At 70.0% G+C, this 18428-nt stretch carries 18 protein-coding genes and 1 pseudogene; 9 read left to right on the plus strand and 10 right to left on the minus strand.

Features of this window, described 5'->3' with window-relative positions:
• Window positions 1-173: 173 nt before the first annotated feature.
• The 7 genes from PXH83_RS17255 to PXH83_RS17285 all read right to left on the minus strand — a co-directional run bounded on the left by PXH83_RS17255 (window position 174) and on the right by PXH83_RS17285 (window position 6285).
• Window positions 174-1376, minus strand: a complete 1203-nt coding sequence (locus PXH83_RS17255) for a lipase family protein (protein ID WP_274561311.1) — start codon at window positions 1374-1376, stop codon at window positions 174-176.
• A 170-nt stretch (window positions 1377-1546) separates the two neighbouring features.
• Complete coding sequence (gene frdD / locus PXH83_RS17260; RefSeq protein ID WP_274561312.1) at window positions 1547-1897, minus strand: fumarate reductase subunit FrdD; 351 nt, start codon at window positions 1895-1897, stop codon at window positions 1547-1549.
• 12 nt (window positions 1898-1909) lie between these two features.
• Entirely contained in the window at window positions 1910-2320 is a 411-nt protein-coding gene (locus tag PXH83_RS17265) for a succinate dehydrogenase/fumarate reductase transmembrane subunit (RefSeq protein ID WP_274561313.1), read from the minus strand.
• Window positions 2317-3099, minus strand: coding sequence for a succinate dehydrogenase/fumarate reductase iron-sulfur subunit (locus tag PXH83_RS17270; RefSeq protein WP_274561314.1), 783 nt, complete (start codon window positions 3097-3099; stop codon window positions 2317-2319). The genes PXH83_RS17265 and PXH83_RS17270 overlap by 4 nt, the downstream gene beginning before the upstream one ends.
• Complete coding sequence (gene frdA, locus PXH83_RS17275; protein ID WP_274561315.1) at window positions 3096-4856, minus strand: fumarate reductase (quinol) flavoprotein subunit; 1761 nt, start codon at window positions 4854-4856, stop codon at window positions 3096-3098. Before frdA ends, PXH83_RS17270 begins: the two co-directional genes overlap by 4 nt.
• A 55-nt stretch (window positions 4857-4911) precedes the next feature.
• Complete coding sequence (locus PXH83_RS17280; RefSeq protein WP_214920494.1) at window positions 4912-5145, minus strand: hypothetical protein; 234 nt, start codon at window positions 5143-5145, stop codon at window positions 4912-4914.
• Between the two features lie 108 nt (window positions 5146-5253).
• The gene (locus PXH83_RS17285; RefSeq protein ID WP_274561316.1) at window positions 5254-6285 is read right to left on the minus strand and encodes an AraC family transcriptional regulator; all 1032 of its coding nucleotides are present in this window, start codon (window positions 6283-6285) and stop codon (window positions 5254-5256) included.
• Between the two features lie 95 nt (window positions 6286-6380).
• Between PXH83_RS17285 and PXH83_RS17290 the strand changes: the two genes are divergently transcribed.
• Window positions 6381-8102 carry an AMP-dependent synthetase/ligase gene (locus PXH83_RS17290; RefSeq protein WP_274561317.1) on the plus strand — a complete coding sequence of 574 codons (1722 nt, stop codon included), beginning with the start codon at window positions 6381-6383 and terminating at the stop codon, window positions 8100-8102.
• 90 nt (window positions 8103-8192) lie between these two features.
• Here PXH83_RS17290 and PXH83_RS17295 read toward each other — a convergent pair whose 3' ends face one another.
• The gene (locus PXH83_RS17295; RefSeq protein WP_214920491.1) at window positions 8193-8396 is read right to left on the minus strand and encodes a cold-shock protein; all 204 of its coding nucleotides are present in this window, start codon (window positions 8394-8396) and stop codon (window positions 8193-8195) included.
• Window positions 8397-8734: 338 nt separating this feature from the next.
• Between PXH83_RS17295 and PXH83_RS17300 the strand changes: the two genes are divergently transcribed.
• The 8 genes and pseudogenes from PXH83_RS17300 (at window position 8735) to PXH83_RS17330 (ending at window position 17696) form a co-directional block, all read left to right on the plus strand.
• The gene (locus PXH83_RS17300) at window positions 8735-9598 is read left to right on the plus strand and encodes a menaquinone biosynthetic enzyme MqnA/MqnD family protein (protein ID WP_274561318.1); all 864 of its coding nucleotides are present in this window, start codon (window positions 8735-8737) and stop codon (window positions 9596-9598) included.
• Between the two features lie 458 nt (window positions 9599-10056).
• Window positions 10057-11253: a cyclic dehypoxanthinyl futalosine synthase gene (gene mqnC, locus PXH83_RS17305; RefSeq protein WP_214920487.1), complete on the plus strand. Its 1197-nt coding sequence runs from the start codon at window positions 10057-10059 to the stop codon at window positions 11251-11253.
• 7 nt (window positions 11254-11260) lie between these two features.
• Window positions 11261-11842 carry a hypothetical protein gene (locus PXH83_RS17310; RefSeq protein ID WP_420803180.1) on the plus strand — a complete coding sequence of 194 codons (582 nt, stop codon included), beginning with the start codon at window positions 11261-11263 and terminating at the stop codon, window positions 11840-11842.
• Between the two features lie 93 nt (window positions 11843-11935).
• On the plus strand, window positions 11936-12631 hold the full coding sequence (locus PXH83_RS17315; RefSeq protein WP_274561319.1) for a demethylmenaquinone methyltransferase: 696 nt from the start codon (window positions 11936-11938) through the stop codon (window positions 12629-12631).
• Window positions 12632-12646: 15 nt separating this feature from the next.
• Entirely contained in the window at window positions 12647-13558 is a 912-nt protein-coding gene (locus PXH83_RS17320; protein ID WP_274562866.1) for a glutaminase, read from the plus strand.
• 120 nt (window positions 13559-13678) lie between these two features.
• Window positions 13679-13747 (plus strand): annotated as a pseudogene (locus tag PXH83_RS32490) (zinc-ribbon domain-containing protein); the annotation flags it as partial.
• A 54-nt stretch (window positions 13748-13801) separates the two neighbouring features.
• Window positions 13802-16282 (plus strand): hypothetical protein, encoded by a 2481-nt coding sequence (locus tag PXH83_RS17325; RefSeq protein WP_274561320.1) that lies wholly within the window; start codon window positions 13802-13804, stop codon window positions 16280-16282.
• Between the two features lie 130 nt (window positions 16283-16412).
• Window positions 16413-17696 (plus strand): geranylgeranyl reductase family protein, encoded by a 1284-nt coding sequence (locus PXH83_RS17330; protein WP_214920484.1) that lies wholly within the window; start codon window positions 16413-16415, stop codon window positions 17694-17696.
• A 42-nt stretch (window positions 17697-17738) separates the two neighbouring features.
• Here PXH83_RS17330 and PXH83_RS17335 read toward each other — a convergent pair whose 3' ends face one another.
• Together PXH83_RS17335 and PXH83_RS17340 are read right to left on the minus strand one after the other, a co-directional pair.
• The gene (locus PXH83_RS17335; protein ID WP_274561321.1) at window positions 17739-18179 is read right to left on the minus strand and encodes a PIN domain-containing protein; all 441 of its coding nucleotides are present in this window, start codon (window positions 18177-18179) and stop codon (window positions 17739-17741) included.
• Entirely contained in the window at window positions 18173-18415 is a 243-nt protein-coding gene (locus PXH83_RS17340; protein ID WP_274561322.1) for a hypothetical protein, read from the minus strand. Before PXH83_RS17340 ends, PXH83_RS17335 begins: the two co-directional genes overlap by 7 nt.
• Between the last annotated feature and the right edge of the window lie 13 nt (window positions 18416-18428).

Consider the following 18428-nt stretch of genomic DNA (forward strand, 5'->3'; position numbering starts at 1 on the left):
CAATCCAATATTCAATATCATGCCGAGCCGGGTGTCGGCCTGTGCCGGCGGCTATTTCCTCCTCGTTACGGCTGCGGCTGATTCCCTTCTTGATCACTTAATCCGGAGCGGTGCATTCAGGAGCGAAGGGCGCCCGCGATGCGGGGCCCCTCGCTCCTGTTGCTGGTGACGGGTCAGCAGTTGCCCTGGGTCGGTTTGCCGGCGAAGCGGTCGTTCAGCCAGTCCATTGCCGGGAACGCACCCACCGTCACGCCCCCGATGTGACCGAGCAGCGGATGCGAGCGCCACTGGACCTTTGCGCCCCTGTCGCACCAGTCCGCGCGCAGCTGCTTGCCGACCGCGTACGGGATCAGCTCGTCGATGCCGCCGTGGTAGAGGTAAACGGGGTGGTCAGGGGTGTGCGTGCCGAGCTTCGACTCGCCCAGACGCTGCTGCCAGTCGGGCTCGTCGAGCGGGTTCTTCACGGTGACGTCGGAGATGCTCTGGAAGAGGCCTGCGACGGTGTCGATGGCGACGCAGTTCTTCTTCATGAAGTCGACGTAACCGCGCCCCTTGTCATTGAGGTACTTGTCGAGCTCCAGCTCGGGGAAGGCCGCGTCCTGACCGGTGGCCGCCATGAGGATCAGACCGGCCCCGATGTTGCCGTCGTTGAAGTCCGCGACCTTCATCAGGTCGGCCGGTACGCCGCCGGTCGCCGTCCCCTTGACCTTGAGCTCGGGGGCGTACGAGTCGTGCAGTTCGGCGGCCCAGCTGGAGGCCTGTCCGCCCTGCGAGTAGCCCATGATGCCGACCGGCGAATCCTTGCTGAGCCCCGCCTCCGGGTGGCGGATCGCGGCGCGGGCCGCGTCGAGGACGGCCCGCCCCTCGGCGCGGCCGACCGTGTAGGTGTGGTCGCCGGGGGTGCCGAGGCCCTCGTAGTCGGTGACGGCGACGGCCCAGCCGCGCTGGACGGCCTGGTTGATCAGGCTGGCCTCGACGGTGGTGCCCTTGGGGAAGCCGGCGCTCGGCGCGCACTGGTCCCCGAGCCCGACTGTCCCGACGGCGTACGTGACGAGCGGACGCGGCCCGGTCCTGCCGTCATTGGGCACGATGACGGTGCCGGATACGACGTTGGGGACGCCGTTGGCAGTGGTGGAGCGGTAAGTGATGTGCCACGACTTGGTGTTGGTGGGCTGGCCGGGGAGAGGGTGGAAGGAGGCGGGCGCGGAGCTGACGATGTCGCCCGGGGCGGTGGTGCTGGTGGTGGCGGTCGCGGTCGCGGTTGGGGCGGCGACAGTGGTGAAGGCGAGTGCGGCCAGGGCGGTGAGGGTGGTTAGGGCGGTGAGGCTTGCGGTCAGTCTGTTCCGGTGGTGCTGCTTGCGGCTCATGCGGCTCATGCGGCTCTCCCAATGTGCCAATGGGGGGCTGGGGTCGTTGCCGCGACGGTAGTGACTGACCGGTAGGTATGGGGCTGACCGGGAAGCTCAGCTTTGCTGACCCGGGGTATCAACGCCGGGCGCGGGAGAGGGAACGAAGCAGTCAACGCCCCGGGACGGGGTGAGAGGTCTCAGACGCCGAACAGGACCCACCCCGCCGCGACCGATCCCAGTACCGCGCCTCCGTAGCAGAACACGTTGATCAGCCTGCTCAGCCGTTTGAGCTGCAGGCCGTCGTACAGCGTGTAGCGGAAGCGATGAGCCCAGTGGAAGAGACACAGCACGCACAGCCCGAACAGCACGATTTTGGTGACGGGGTGCCGCAGCACCGACAGGAGGTGCGCATGGTCGGGGAACGAGAGCCAGCCCAGGGGGAAGGCGATGCCGAACAGGAACAGCAGGACGGGGACCAGCAGTGCCGCGGCCATCCCGCCTGCGCTGAACAGCAGCCACAGCAGCGGTTCCGGTGATTTCCTGGCCATCGCGCTACCTCCTCACCCGCTCAGGACCAGCCATGTCACGGCCGCCGTCAGCAGCGCCCACAGCACGTAGTGCAGCCCCACGATGGACCTCGGCCGGACGCGTCGGCCGCGCAGCCGTACGACCATGGCCCGCGGCGCCAGGCCGAACCAGGTCACGGTGTGCAGCAGGACGAAGAGCAGGGCGATCGCGTTCAGCCCGGTCACCCACCCATTGGCGCTCCAGTCCTGGAAGCGCTCGTACGCGTCGCCGCCGTCGGCGACCGCCCCCACCATGAGCAGCAGGAACACCACGAACCAGGCGATGAAGACGCTGCTGAGCTCCCGCAGGACAAAGACGAGGTAGGCGCGGCGATGGAGCCACCAGAAGATGGGGACCGGCTTGCGGTAGAGAGCGGGCCGAGTGGTCCGAGTGGTCCGGTTCATCGCGCACCCCTTGGCCACAGAAGGTCTTTGAGCGACTGCGTGGCGGCCGTCAGCTTGTAGCGCTGGATGGCGCCGGCCGGGTCGACGCCTTTGGGGCAGGCCGTGGTGCATTCGCCGACCAGGGTGCAGGACCAGACGCCCTCGGCGGAGTTCAGCACATCGCGCCGGTCTGCGGCTCCCTCGTCACGCGAATCCAGGTTGTAGCGCTGGGCGAGAGCGATGGCCGCAGGTCCCACGAAGTCGGGGTCGAGCGCGTACACCGGGCAGGCCGCGTAACAGAGCATGCAGTTGATGCACATGCTGTACTGCTTGTACTCGTCCATCTCGTCCGGGGTCTGCAGATACTCGCCCTCGTCGAGCGGCTTTTCCTCGTGCTCGCCCCGGATGATCCAGGGTTTGACCTCGGTCAGCTTGTTCATGAAGTCGCCGATCTCTACGACGAGATCGCGGACGACGGGGAAGTTGGCGAGTGGCTCGACCCGCACCGGCCCGGGCGCGGAGTCGGTCAGGAAGGCCGAGCAGGTCAGCTGGGGCTCGCCGTTGACGGTCATGCCGCAGCTGCCGCAGATGCCCATGCGGCAGGACCAGCGGTAGGAGAGCGTGCCGTCCAGGTGGTCCTTGATGTGGTTGAGCCCGTCGAGGACCGTCCACTCCTTGCGCAGCGGGACCTCGTAGGACTGCCAGGTCGGTTCGCTCTCCTGCTCCGGCCGGTAGCGGGCGACCTGGAGGGTTATCCGGTCGGTCAGGTCGGTCCGGTCCGTCCGGTCGGTGTCCGTCATGGCTCCTGCCTCCCGTACACGCGTTTCCCGGGGGTCCAGCGGTCGATGGTCACCGGGCGGTACTCCACCCGTGGGGTGCCGTCGGGTTCACGGTGGACCAGCGAATGGGCCAGGTACCGCTGGTCGTCCCGCGCGGGGAAGTCGGTGCGCTGGTGCGCGCCACGCGACTCCTCGCGCAGCGTCGCGCTGTGCACGATGGTCCCGGCCACGTCCAGCATGAACGACAGCTCCAGCAGGGCGATCACGTCGGTGTTGAACGTACGGCTGTGATCGTCGACGGCCGCCCCGCCGAACCGCTCCCGCAGTTCCAGCAGTGTCCCGGCCGCCGTGGCCAGGGATCCCGCGTCCCGGTAGATCCCGGCGCCGCGCTCCATCGTGTCCTGCATCGCGGTACGGATGTCCGCGACGCGCTCCCGGCCCTTGCCCTCGGCGTGGTGCGCGACGAGGCGCTCCAGTCGGCGATGCTCGTCGCCGGCCTGTGCGAGAGTCGCGGCGCCGGGGCCGGAACCCGCCGACGCGGCGGCGTACTCGGCGGCCGCCCGCCCGGCGCGGGCACCGAAGACCAGCAGTTCCGGGAGCGAGTTGGAGCCCAGCCGGTTCGCGCCGTTGATGCTGACGCAGGCCACCTCTCCGGCGGCGTACAGGCCGTCGAGACCGGCCGCGCCGTCGATATCGGTGTGGATGCCACCCATCATGTAGTGGACCACGGGCCGCACCGGGATCAACTCCCGGACCGGGTCGATGTTCTGGTACTTCAGGCACAGCTCCCGTACGAAGGGCAGCTTGGCGTCGATGAGTTCCGCGCCGAGATGGCGCAGGTCCAGGTGGACGATCGGCCCGTGCGGCGTGGGGGTGGTTCTCCCCTTGTCGAGCTCGTGCACGAACGCCTGCGACAACCGGTCGCGCGGCCCCAGCTCCATACTGCGCAGCACCGGCCCCGGTTCAGGTTTGCCGAGGTCGTAGTCCTGCAGATAGCGGTAGCCGTCCTTGTTGAGCAGCCTGCCGCCCTCGGCGCGCGCTGCCTCCGTGATGAGGATTCCGGTGAAGGGCAGACCGGTGGGGTGGTACTGGACGAACTCCATGTCTTTCAGCGGTGCGCCGGCCCGGTAGGCCAGCGCCATGCCGTCGCCGGTCTTGATGTTGGCGTTGGTGGTGAACGGGTAGACCCGGCCGCATCCCCCGGTGGACATGATGACGGCGTTGGCGGTGATGGTCTCGACCCTGCCGGTGGCCAGCTCGATCGCCACCACGCCGCGCGCCTTCCCGTCGTCGACGAGCAGGGTGCTGACGAACCACTCGTCGTACCGCACGATGTCCCGGTACGACAGCGCAGTCTGGAACAGGGTGTGCAGGAGGTGGAAGCCGGTCTTGTCGGCGGCGAACCAGGTGCGCATCTTCTTCATGCCGCCGAACGCCCGTACCGCGATGTGCCCGTCCGCCCGGCGGCTCCACGGGCAGCCCCAGTGCTCCAGCCGCCGCAGTTCGAGTGGTGCTTCGCGGACGAAGGCCTCGACGGCGTCCTGATCGCACAGCCAGTCCCCGCCGGACACGGTGTCGTGGGCGTGTTCGTCGAGGGTGTCGTCCGCGCCGGCGACAGCGGCGGCCCCGCCCTCGGCGGAGACCGTGTGGCTGCGCATCGGGTAGACCTTGGAAATGACCGCCACACTGAGCCGTGGATCGGTCTCGGCGACGGCGATGGCCGCGCGCAGCCCGGCGCCTCCGCCGCCGACCACGAGGACGTCATAGGAAGCGGTCATGTCACCACCTTGATGTGCGCGCCCCTGATGTGCACGCCGTGATGCGCGCGCCGGGTCAGCCCTCGTGCTCGCCGCTGTGCTCGTCGTGCACGACCGTGCCGTCGTGGCGGACGGTCCTGATGCGCACGCTGCCGTCATGGAATTCGTGCCGGACCCGACGGCACCCGCACGCGTACGTCACCTCGTCGATGACGAGCCCCGCGGTGTCGTCCTCCTGGTAGCGCAGACCGTCTACGATCCGGCCGCACGGAGCCCGCTCTTCGGTGAAGTCGATGGTGTTGCCGACCATCGCCCACCTCCTCGACGGCTGCGGCCCACGCCGCCTGCGCCTCTTAGCGAGCGTAACGCGGGCAGACTGCCCCCGCAGGGCGGGCGGGCACAGCCCGCAGTGGGCTGGTCACGTCTCCGCAGGCGGACCGACCCCGCCGATCCGGTACGCCCCCGGGGTCGTCCCCGTCCAGCGGCGGAAGGCGCGGTGGAAGGACGTGTCCTCCGAGAAGCCGAGCCTGGCCGCCAGCTCCGCGATCGGTTCGCGGCCCTCCGCCAGGCCCGCTATCGCCGCGTCCCGGCGGACCGCGTCCTTGAGCTGCTGGAACGACGTGGCCTCCTCCTGCAGGCGGCGGCGCAGGGTCGCCGGGCTGACCGCGAGGCGGCCGGCGGTTTCGCCCAGCGAGGGGAGGCGGGGGGAGTTGCGCAGGGACTGGGCCAGGGCGTGGCGGACCTGTTCGGCCACTGTCGTGCCGTACTCGCGGCGGCTGAGCAGCTCGAAGGGGGCGCCGCCCAGCATCGCTTCGAGTGCCGCCTCGTCCCGTATCAGCGGGGCCGTGAGCCAGTGCGCGTCGAAACCGGCGCCCGTGCGGTCGGTGCCGAAGCGGACGGGGCAGCCGAAGAGGGTGCTGTACTCGTCCTTGTGCGGGGGCGGCGGATAGTCGAAGTCGGCCCACCGCAGGGGGATACGGCGGCCGATCAGCCAGCTGCACAGGCGGTGCCAGATGATGACCAGGCACTCGGCCAGGAAACGGTCCTCGTCGCGGTCCAGGTTGTTGCGGACGGTGAACACCGCCTCCGCGCCGCCCGGTTCGCGGTCCAGTGCCAGGTCCGGGCCGCCGGGGAACAGGCCGTAGAACGTGGTGCCGCGCTCGATCGCCGCGCCCAGGTCGCGGCAGCCCAGAGTGGCGTAACACATCATCGCGAAGGTGCCCGGCCTGCTCGGCGCCGAGCCCAGGCCCAGGAACTCGTCCTGCGTGGCCCGGTACAGCGCCCGGAAAAGGCCCGCGAACTGGGCGGCAGTGATGCGTGCGCGGTCGTCGCCCAGCAGCAGCGGCGGGATGTGGCCCGCCTGGAGCAGCGGCACGGTGTCGATGCCACGGCGCTCGGCGCCGCGCAGCACAGCCCGCACATGGTGCACGGTGATCGTCCGCTTCGCCATGGTCAACGACGGTAGCGGGGATGAGCGGCAAGGTCAGTGGTGGTGACGTTTCCCGTCATCCCGCGCGCAGCCCGGTCGTACCTACCTTCGGTCGTATGACTCGACGACGGCCAGAGACGCTCGCGGTGTTCACCGAGTGGGCGGCGGAGCGGTACGGGGATCATCCGGCACTGCGCGCGAAGGGGGCGCCGGCCGTCTCCTACACCCAATTGCGAGACGTGGTCAGAGAGATCGGGTGCGGGCTGATCGGTGCCGGTAGGGGTGTCCGGGCGGGGGACCGGGTGGCGGTTCTGTCCGAGACCCGCATCGAGTGGACGTACGCGCACTTCGCGATCCTCGCCGTGGGCGCCGTCGTCGTGCCCGTCTATCCGACGGCGGGTGACGACGAGCTCGCCTGGGTGCTCGGGGACTCCGGTGCCACGGTCGTCATCTGCGAGAACGCCGACCGGGCGGCGCGCGTGGAGGGCGTGCGCGGCAAGCTGCCGGCCCTGCGGCACGTGCTGCTGATGGACGGGCTGCGGGCGCTGCCGGGGGCTGCGGCTCCGGTGGAGGAGTTCCTGCGGCGGGCCGCGGCCGTCGTGGACGGCGATCTGTCGTCGATCGTCTACACCTCGGGGACCACGGGGCCGCCCAAGGGCTGCCGGCTCACCCACGGCAACCTCGGGGCCGTGCTCGAAGTCAATGCCGGTCTGATCCGGGGCGGGCCGGGGGACCGCACGTATCTCTATCTTCCGCTCGCCCATCTCCTCGCCCAGCTGATCGAGTTCACGACCCTGATGTACGGCGGTGAGCTCTGCTATTTCGGCGGGCGCATCGAGGATGTGCTGAGCGAGCTGGCCGAGGTGCGGCCGACGCACTTGCCGTCCGTACCCCGGCTGTTCGAGAAGATCCACTCCGTGGTGCTGTCGCTCGCCGAATCGCAGGAAGGGGGCCGCGAGCGGTTCGAGGAGGCGGTACGGATCGGGGTCCTGGCGGCGGACGGCGAGCTGCCGGAGGAGTTGCGGGGCGCGTACAAGGAAGCCGACCAGCGGCTGTACGGCCTGGTCAGGGCGGCCTTCGGCGGCGAGCTGCGCTGGGCCCTCACCGGCGCTGCCCCGATCGCCCCGCAGACCATGGACTTCCTGCGGGCCTGCGGCATCCAGGTCTTCGAGGGCTACGGAATGACCGAGTCCGGCGGCGTCATCTCGCTCAACCACCCGGGCGCGGTCCGGTACGGGACGGTCGGGCGCCCCGTAGCGGGATGCGAAGTGCGGATCGGGGACGACGGCGAGGTGCTGGCACGCGGCCCGATGATCTTCCCCGGCTATTACGCGAACGAGGCCGCGACGCGCGAGACGGTCGATTCGCACGGCTGGCTGCACACCGGGGACCTCGGCGCGCTGGACGACGACGGCTACCTCACGATCACCGGCCGCAAGAAGGACCTGATCATCACGTCCTCCGGCAAGAACCTCACGCCGTCGCAGGTGGAACTGGCGATACAGCAGTCACGCTTCGTCTCGCACGCGGTGATGGTGGGTGACCACCGTCCGTATCCCGTCGCGCTGATCACCGTCGACGCCGAGGAAGTCGCGGGATGGGCGGTCCGCGAGGGCCACGACGCCGATGATCACGAGGCGGTGCGCGGCCTCGTTCAGGAGGCGGTCGACGCGGCGAACGCGCAGGTGTCGCGGCCCGCGCGGATACGCGCCTTCGCGGTGCTCGACGAGGATTTCACCGTGGACAGCGGCGTGCTGACGCCGACGCTCAAGGTGCGCCGGAAGGCGGTCGTCGAGCGGTACGCCGCCGAGATCGAGGCGCTGTACGAGGCCGGGTAGGCGTGCGCCGGAAAGGCAGGAGCCCCGTTCCTTGCGGAACGGGGCTCCTTGGGTACTGCTACTTCGACCGCGATCGGTCGTCCCGGGCAACTAGGACGGGACGACGTTCTCCGCCTGCGGGCCCTTCGGGCCCTGCGTGACGTCGAAGGTCACGACCTGGTTCTCCTCAAGCGAGCGGAAACCAGACGCATTGATCGCGGAGTAGTGGACGAAGACATCCGGGCCGCCGCCGTCCTGGGCGATGAAGCCGAAGCCCTTTTCAGCGTTGAACCACTTGACGGTTCCGGTAGCCATAAGCCCTCCTTGGGCCAAAGGGTTGCCCTGCTCCAGAACCTGCTAAGAAGTCTGAAAACTACAAAAGCCTGCGGGGTCACATGCTCCGCAGGCTCTGTACTGCAAGGGAAACCAAACTGCAACTTGCGGCGAGCGTAGCACGCAGTCTCAGGCGAGCGGTAGAGGGAAAGATCACGTCGCCGTGATGTTTCCGGAGGTCTTCCTGGAGGCTTCTCGGACGTCTCCGGGGAGACCCGGGAAAGGGCCAGGGAAGACGCGGGAAGGGGCCCGGGGAGACGCGGGAAGGGCGCGGGCGCCCCGGCGTCGGGCGGCGGCGCCGACAGGTCTAGCCTCACGATGTGGACAATTCAACTGCTGCCGACCACCGTCGCAGCCGGCCACGTGTGGGCCACATCCAGTTCCTGAACTGCCTGCCCCTCTACTGGGGGCTGGCCCGTACCGGAGCTCTCCTCGATTTCGAGCTGTCGAAGGACACCCCTGAGCGGCTCAGCGAGCAGTTGGTACGCGGCGATCTTGACATCGCGCCGGTCACCCTCGTGGAGTTCCTGCGCAATGCCGACGATCTCGTCGCCTTCCCCGACCTCGCGGTCGGCTGCGACGGCCCCGTCATGTCGTGCGTGATCGTGTCCCAGGTGCCGCTGGACCGGCTCGACAAGGCTCGGGTCGCGCTCGGTTCGACGTCCCGTACGTCGGTGCGCCTGGCGCAGCTGCTGCTGGCCGAGCAGTACGGCGTACAGCCCGACTACTACACGTGTCCGCCGGACCTCGGCGTGATGATGCAGGAGGCGGACGCGGCCGTACTGATCGGCGACGCGGCGCTGCGGGCCGCGCTGCACGACGCGCCCCGGCTCGGACTCCAGGTCCATGATCTGGGGCAGATGTGGAAGGACTGGACGGGGTTGCCGTTCGTCTTCGCGGTGTGGGCGGCGCGCAAGGACTACCTCGCGCGGGAGCCGGTCGTCGTGCAGAAGGTCCACGAGGCGTTCCTGGCCTCCCGCGACCTGTCCCTGCTGGAGGTCGCCAAGGTCGCCAAGCAGGCCGCCCGCTGGGAGGTCTTCGACGCGGAGCTGCTGGAGCGCTACTTCACGACGCTGGACTTCCGCTTCGGGGCGGACCAGCTCGCGGGCGTGCGGGAGTTCGCACGGCGGACCGGGCCCACGACCGGATATCCGGCGGACGTCATGGTCGAACTGCTCGCCTGAACCCCGACTCGGCCCGGTCCGGGCGCCCGCCGAGGCGGGGGCTCGTTCCCCCACCGTCCCCACTCGCCCCTACTGTTGACTGCCGCGAGTGCCCGACAGCACTCGACCGCACCCGGCAGTCTGAAACGCGCCGCAAGATCATCTAGCGTCAACATCGAGGAGCTGCGCCAGCAGTCCGCCGAGCTGAAGGCCAAGGCCACCGCCTTGAGCACGAAGGCGAGTACGCAGCGGCCGGCCGCGCCCGCGCCGAGGCGGCCGCGATCGACCGCAGGATCAAGGCGTACATCGACGCCGAGAACAACATGTGCCCCACACCATGTGATCCGTTCCACCGCACGTCGGCGCCGCCCCGGTACGCACCGGAGCGGGCGTTGTGCGTTTCGCCCGGCCGCAGATCGCCCGGGGCCCTGGCGTAGGCTGGCTCGGTCCGCCAGAACCCCGCCGAAAGGGACAACCCGGTGACCGAGAACGCCGACCTGATGTCTGTCCTCGACCGTGCCGCGGAGGGTGGGCGGATCACCCCCGAGGAAGCGCTCGACCTCTACCGGTCCGCGCCCCTGCACGCGCTCGGCCAGGCCGCCGACGCCGTGCGGCGCAGGCGGTACGCCGGTACGGAGCACATCGCGACGTACATCATCGAGCGCAACATCAACTACACGAACTCGTGCGTCACCGCATGCAAGTTCTGCGCGTTCTACGCCGCGCCCAAGAGCGACAAGGTCTGGACCCGCGACCTCGACGACATCCTGCGCCGCTGCGCCGAGACCGTCGAACTGGGCGGCACGCAGATCATGTTCCAGGGCGGCCACCACCCGGACTACGGCGTGGAGTACTACGAAGAGCACTTCGCCGCGATCAAGAAGGCCTTCCCGCAGCTGGTGATCCACTCGCTCGGCGCGTCCGAGGTCGAGCACATGGCGCGGATCTCGGGCGTGAGCGCGGAGGAAGCGATCCGCCGCATCCACGCGGCCGGGCTCGACTCCTTCGCCGGCGCGGGCGCCGAACTGCTGCCCGAGCGGCCGCGCAAGGCCATCGCGCCGCTCAAGGAGTCCGGCGAGCGGTGGCTGGAGATCATGGAGCTGGCGCACCGGCTCGGTGTCGAGTCGACGTCGACCATGCTCATGGGTACGGGCGAGACCAACGCCGAGCGCATCGAGCACCTGCGGATGATCCGCGACGTACAGGACCGGACGGGTGGCTTCCGGGCCTTCATCCCGTACACCTACCAGCCGCAGAACAACGCACTGAAGGGCCGCACGCAGGCCACGCTCTTCGAGTACCTGCGGCTGCTCGCCGTCGCCCGGCTCTTCTTCGACAACATCGCCCACATCCAGGGCTCCTGGCTGACGGTCGGCAAGGAGGTCGGCCAGCTGTCGCTGCACTACGGCGCGGACGACCTCGGGTCGATCATGCTGGAGGAGAACGTCGTCTCGTCCGCCGGGGCCAAGCACCGGTCCAACCGGATGGAGATCATGGATCTCATCCGGAAGTCGGGGCGCGTGCCCGCACAGCGCACCACGACGTACGAGCACATCGTCGTGCACGACGACCCGGCGAACGACCCGGTCGACGACCACGCCGTCTCGCACCTGTCGTCCACGGCGATCGAGGGCGGTACGGCCCACCCCGAGCTGAAGATCCTCAGCGCCAACTGACACGCCTGTGCTGACCATTCACCGGCCGGCGAGCGGGGTCCGCCTCCTCGCGGACCATCCGGACGAGGACGTGACGGACGCCGGGCACGCGGTGGTCGTCGACGGGCGCCGCTTCGCGGCCATCGGTCCGTACGAGGAGCTGTACGCCGCGTACGGCGACCGCGCCCGCATCCGCGAGTGGGACGGCGTGCTCACCCCCGGACGGTACGAACCGGACGCCGTCGCGCTGCTCGAAGCCGCGTACTGGCCCGATCCGCGAGAGGCCGGCGAACTCGGCACCGAGCGTCTGACAGGAACCGCGCTCGACGCCCTCGGCATGACCGGCCCCCGGTGGGGCGCGAGTGCCCGGCGCGGGGTGCAGCGGCTCCTCGCCCGCGGCACCACGGTGCTCGCCGGGCCCTTCACCCGGCCCGAGGTCCGTACGGCCGTCGAGCGCTCCGGCATTCGCTGGTACGAGCCGGCCCCGCGCACACCGCGCCCCAGGGCGCTGACGCCCTCCGGCGTCGCCGACTTCGCGGTCTTCGCCGACGACGGCATGTGCCTGGTCACGGCGCTGGACGGGCGGCTGGTGTACCGGGGGCGGGCGTAGGGGCGGTGCGTCCGGCAGGCGGTACGTCCCACAGGTGGTGCGTCCCGTAGGCGGGACGTACCGCTTCCGGGACGTACTGCTTGAATACGGAGCATGACCCGCGCATCCCTGGACAAGCAGCCGCACGAAGTCGCCTCGATGTTCGACGACGTCGCGGCGAACTACGACCTCACCAACGACGTGCTCTCGCTCGGCCAGAGCCGGCTGTGGCGCAAGGCGGTCGCCGTCGCCGTGGATGCCCGCCCCGGCCAGAAGGTGCTCGATCTGGCCGCCGGTACGGCCACGTCGTCGCTGCCCTTCGCGGCGACCGGGGCGTACGTCGTGCCGTGCGACTTCTCCATCGGCATGCTGAAGGAGGGCAAGAAGCGCCACCCCCACTTCCCCTTTACGGCGGGCGACGCGACGAAGCTGCCCTTCCGCGACGACACCTTCGACGCCGTGACGATCTCCTTCGGGCTGCGGAACGTACAGGACACGGATGCGGCGCTGCGCGAGCTGTACCGGGTGACGAAGCCGGGCGGACGGGTCGTGATCTGCGAGTTCTCGCAGCCGACGTGGGCGCCGTTCCGGACGGTGTACATGGAGTACCTGATGCGGGCGCTGCCGCCGGTCGCGACGGCGGTGTCCTCGAACCCCGACGCGTACGTCTATCTTGCCGAGTCGATCCGCGAGTGGCCCGACCAGCCGGCCCTGGCGGCCCGCCTCCAGCGGGCGGGCTGGTCGAAGGTCGCGTGGCGGAACCTGACGGGCGGCGTGGTGGCGCTGCACCGCGGCACGAAGCCCCAGTAACCCGCCCTCATGGCCATGGACTACCAGGCGCTCCTGGAACAGATCGCGCAGGACGTCTCGCAGCTGATCGGCAGCGGCAGGACGGCCGAGTACATCCCGGCGCTCGCCAAAGTCGACCCGCGCCGCTTCGGCATGGCCGTCGCGGACCTCGACGGCAGTGTGTACGGAGTGGGGGACTGGCAGCGCCCCTTCTCCACCCAGTCGATCACCAAGGTCTTCGCCCTCGCGCTGGCCCTGGCCTCCGGCGGCGACAGCCTCTGGAAGCACGTCGGCCGTGAGCCCTCCGGCAACCCCTTCAACTCGCTCGTCCAGCTGGAGTACGAGAACGGCATCCCGCGCAACCCCTTCATCAACGCGGGCGCGCTCGTCGTCACCGACCGCCTCCAGAGCCTGACCGGCGACGCGAGCAGCGAACTCCTGGACTTCCTGCGGCAGGAGAGCGGCAACCCCGACCTGGCCTTCGACCCGCAGGTCGCCGAGTCGGAGTCCGCGCACGGCGACCGCAATGCGGCCCTGGCCCACTTCATGGCGTCGTACGGCAACATCACCAACCCCGTGCCCACCCTCCTCGACCACTATTTCTGGCAGTGCGCGATCGAGATGAGCTGCGCCGACCTGGCACTCGCGGCCCGTTTCCTGGCCCGCCACGGACTGCGCGCCGACGGCTCCCGGCTGCTGACCCGCAGCGAAGCCAAGCAGATCAATGCCGTGATGCTGACCTGCGGTACGTACGACGCGGCCGGCGAGTTCGCCCACCGGGTCGGGCTGCCGGGCAAGAGCGGAGTGGGCGGCGGGATCGTCGCGGTCGTGCCGGGGCGGTGCACGCTGTGCGTCTGGAGCCCGGGCCTGGACCGGCGCGGGAACTCGGTGGCGGGGGTGGCGGCGCTGGACCGGTTCACGACGCTGACGGGCCTGTCGGTCTTTTAGCTGCGGTGCGCGGTAAGGGAGTTGACGGGAACCGACGGGCAGGGAAGATGAGTCAGTTCACAAGGGAACCGCTCTTCCCACTGACCTTCCCCTCCCCGCTCACCCGCTTCTGGAGCCCCCATGCCGTTGCACTGCCCGAACTGCGGGACGCAGACCCCTGACGAGGCCCGCTTCTGCATGAGTTGCGGGCACGAACGGCCGCAGGCCGGGGCGCCGTTGCCGCCCCCTCCGCCCCCGCCGCCTGTGTACGCTCCGGGGCCCGCGCAGCCTTCTCCCGTCGGGCAGTTCTTCGGGCGTGCGTTCCGGGGCGACTGGGCGTCCGCGGCCAGGGCCGCCGCCTGGCCCGTCGGGATGCTGCTCGTCATGGCGGTGGCGCTGGCCGTCCCGTCGTACGGCCAGGAGGACGGCGAAGTGGTCGTCGGCTGGAGCGACCGGCTGCGCATCGCGCTGGCCCTGCTGCTCCAGGCGTTCGGCGGCGGCTTCGAGGTGGGGGCGGCGGCGTCGTCGCAGTACGGCGGCAGTGGCGGCAGTGGTGGTGGCGACGGCTTCGGCCCCGGTTCTTCTTCCGACATCGCGGCGGCGGGCGGGGCGACGCTCTCCCTGGTACCGCTGACCATCACCGTCCTGTGGGTCGGCGCGGTCCTCATCGGCGCGCGGATGCTGCGCACGCGGATGACGGCGCAGGAGCAGGGGCGTACCGCAGGGCTGGAAGCGGCCGTACGCATCACCGTGCTCGCCACGGCCGGGGTCCTGGTCCTGGGCCTGTTCGCCCAACCGTCGATCGCGGGCGTCGTCGAAGTCTCCTCCTCACCTCTCCTGGCCACCCTCGGCGCGCTGGCGCTCTCGCTCGCGGTCACCGCCGGGGTGCTCCAGCGCGACGACCTCACGCAGTGGATCGCGCAGCGACCGGCGGCGGGTGCGGCCGTAGGCGCGCTCGGAACGGCGGTACGGGCGCTCGGCGCGATCCTCGCGCTCTGCACGCTGGTCGGCTTCATCGTGTACGCGACGGCCGAGGACGTGGACGGCCAGGCGCTGCTGATCGCGCTCCCGATCCTGCCGAACATCGGGCTGATGGTGCTCGGGCTGAGCTGGGGCGTACCGGTGGAGTACGACGTCCAGGGCCGCGTCAGCTACTTCGGCGACGGCATCCAGCACGGCAACTTCGGCCTCTCCGAGCTGGGCGACGTACAGGGCGGCTGGGCGGTGACGGGCGTGCTGGCGCTGGGCGTGGTGTGCGCACTCACACTGGCCCTGTTGACGGCACGACGCTCGGCGGACCGCCGCGAACAGGTGCTGACGGCGGCCTTCTTCCTCGCCATGTACCTGCTCTTCACCGGCTTCACAGGGGTGTCCGCCGATGTCTCGGGAGAGGTGGCGGACCTCGGCGGAGCGGCTGGCGTGGCAGAGGTGTCCCCGAGCGTGCCGGACGCGCTGCTGTTCGGACTGCTGTGGACGGCGGGCGCGGTGCTGGCGGCGCGGTATCTGGGCAGGTGGGTGCGGGTGCCGGGACACCCGGGCGAGCGGGGGCACTTGCTCCTGGCCGGCTATGCCCCGCTGCCGGGCCAGGTTCCGGCGCCGGGCCAGGGCGCGCTGCAGGGCCAGGCTCCGGTCGCCCCCGGCCAGTTCCCGGTCCTGGGCCAGGCTTCGGTGCCCGGCCATGGCACGCTGCCCGGTCAGGCTCCGGCACCCGGTCGGGTCCCCGGTGAGGCTCCGGTCCCCGGTCAGGTGCCGATGCCGGTGCCGGGTGACGTCTCGGCGCCCGGTGAGGCCCCGCTTTTTTCCGGTCAGGCTCCGGCACCCGGTGAAGCTCCGTTTTCAGGTCAGGCTCCGGCCCCCGGTCAGGTTCCGGCCCCTGGTGAGGCCCCGCTCCCCGGTCAGCACGCGCAGCCCGGGCCCGGGTCCGTGCCACTGGAGGCCATGGCGACCGCTACCGCCGCATCCGGGCCGTACACGATGAACCCCGCCGCCGCCCCGGTCCCCGCTCCCGCTCCCGCGCCCGAGCGCAAGAGTCGCGTGCTCCTCTGGGTCGGGACGCTTGCCGCCGCCTTCCTCATCGGGGGCGGCGCCACCGCCGGTGTCCTGGTGCTCCAGGGCGGCGACGCCGAGGACACGTCACGGCAGGCGGCGCGTGACGACAAGCCCGCTGTGGCCGAGAGCAACCGTCCTACCGGCGGCGCGAGCCAGTCCGGTAGTTCGCCGTCCCCCACCCCGTCCGCCTCCCCGTCCGAGCCGTCCGAGTCGCCTTCGGCGCCCGAAACCTCCGCTTCCTCCGGGGGCGTCCCCAAGGGCTTCCGGCAAGTGACGGACAGCGCCGGTTTCTCCCTCGCCATCCCCGAGCTCTGGTCCCGCCAGACCGCCGAAGGCGGGCAGATCACGTACGCCGGTTCCACCGGCATGGAGCACCTGCTCATCGGTGTCGTACCGGACCCTCCGTACGCGTCCTCGTACGAGAATTTCCTCGCCCTGGAGAAGAACGCCAAGGCGAACCAGAAGGACTTCAAGCGCCTGCGCCTGGAGCGGAACACCTTCCAGGGCCGCGCCGGCGCCATCTGGGAGTACACGTACACGGACAAGCAGACCGGCGAGACGCTCCACGCGATCGACCAGGGCTACATCGCCGAGAACGGCACCGACTACTCGATCTACACCAAGGCAAGGGACCGGGACTGGCAGTACGCGCGAAAGACCTTCGACGCGGCCGTGGCCACCTGGTCCCTGAACTGACCGGCCGCGCTCGCGCCACGCACGCACCCCCGCTCGCACCCTTCGGTCCGGTGATCAAAACGTCCCCATAGACTGCCCATGACCTGTGCCGCCACGGCACGCGACGCCGAGTCTTACGGGAGATCCCGCCGTGACCGAGCCCCTCTCCGAGCACACCGCAGATGTGATCGTCGTCGGGGCCGGACCCGCCGGCTCCACCACCGCGTATTACCTGGCGAAGGCCGGACTCGACGTCCTGCTCCTCGAAAAGACCGCGTTCCCGCGCGAGAAGGTCTGCGGCGACGGCCTGACGCCGCGCGCCACCAAGCAGTTGGTCTCCATGGGCATCGACATCTCCGAAGAGGCGGGCTGGCTCCGCAACAAGGGCCTGCGCATCATCGGCGGCGGCGTCCGTCTCCAGCTCGACTGGCCGGACTTGGCCTCGTACCCCGACTACGGCCTCGTCCGCAAGCGCGACGACTTCGACGAGCAGCTCGCCCGCCAGGCGCAGAAGGCGGGCGCCCGCCTGCACGAGCGCTGCAATGTGGGTGAGCCGATCATCGACGCCCGTACGGGCCGGATCACCGGCGTCAACGCCAAGCTGGGCGAGGAGAAGACCCCGGTCACCTTCCACGCCCCGCTGGTCGTCGCGGCCGACGGCAACTCGACCCGCCTCTCCCTCGCGATGGGCCTGCACCGCCGCGAGGACCGCCCGATGGGCGTCGCGGTCCGTACGTACTTCACCTCACCCCGCCACGACGACGACTACCTGGAGTCGTGGCTGGAACTGTGGGACCGGCGGGGCCCGCAGGACCGCCTCCTGCCGGGCTACGGCTGGATCTTCGGCATGGGCGACGGCACGTCCAACGTGGGCCTCGGCATCCTGAACTCCTCCAAGGCGTTCAGGGAGCTGGACTGGCGCGAGGTCCTCAAGGCGTGGTGCGCGTCGATGCCGGAGGACTGGGGTTACACCCCGGAGAACATGACGATGCCGATCCGCGGCGCGGCGCTCCCGATGGCCTTCAACCGCCAGCCGCACTACACCAAGGGCCTGCTGCTGGTGGGTGACGCGGGCGGCCTGGTGAACCCGTTCAACGGCGAGGGCATCGCGTACGCCATGGAGTCGGGCCAGATCGCCGCGGACGTCATCGTCCAGGCAAACGCCCGCGCCACCCCCGCCCAGCGCGAACTCGCCCTCCACAACTACCCGAAGATCCTCAAGGACACGTACGGCGGCTACTACACGCTGGGCCGCGCCTTCGTGAAGCTCATCGGCAACCCGAAGGTCATGAAGATCGCCACCCAGCGCGGCCTGACGCACCCGGTGCTGATGAAGTTCACGCTGAAGATGCTGGCCAACCTGACGGACCCGACGGGCGGCGACGCGATGGACCGCATCATCAATGGCTTGGCGAAGGTCGCGCCGAACTCCTGAGCCGGGCGGCGGCCGGCGGCCCGGCGTACGACTGCTGAGCTCTCAGACGTACACCCTCGGCGAGCCGGGAAGCTCCTCGGCAGCCTTGCACAGCGCCGGGATGTGCGACTTGTCGGATGTAACGAGCAGTACTGGGGGTGTGCAGAGCGCGGCCGTGGCCACCACTAGTGCGTCCACGAGGCATTCGTGTCCGTCAAGGCCCGAGACGTCCAGCAGCTTTGCCGCGGCGTCCGTCACTGCGTCGCTGACCGGCTTCACGTCGAACCGGGACAGCAGGAACTGGAGCCGCTTGGCGGCATCCCCGCTTCGGCGTACCTCCAAGGGCGTCAGGGCGGACAGCGCCACTCGTCTGCCGCTCTGCTGAGCGACCTCGATGCGCGCCCGCATCCCCTCGTCACCGTCGACGTGCAGCGAAAGCCCTTGGGCGTCCAGGACGAGCGTGCCCTCACTCTTGGCCTTGATCTTGAGGCGCTTGCTTACCACTCCTGTTCCGCCTGCCGCCGCGCTTCGGCGGATGCGGGGCCGAACGCCTTGCGGTCAGCGGCCACGACCTCGCGGAGCTTCTGCGCGGCGAGCCACTCCTCCAGGGCTTCGGCCACAACGGAGGAGAAGCCGTTCTTGCCGGTGCGCTCCTCCACTTCCTTGATCAACGATTGCGCCAGCGACACGGATCTCTTGCCGGCCCGCTCGGGGGCCTGGTGGGCTGCGTGGCTGCTCATACCTAAAACGTAA

Origin of the sequence: Streptomyces spiramyceticus, from assembly GCF_028807635.1 — a bacterium.
GTDB lineage: Bacteria > Actinomycetota > Actinomycetes > Streptomycetales > Streptomycetaceae > Streptomyces > Streptomyces spiramyceticus.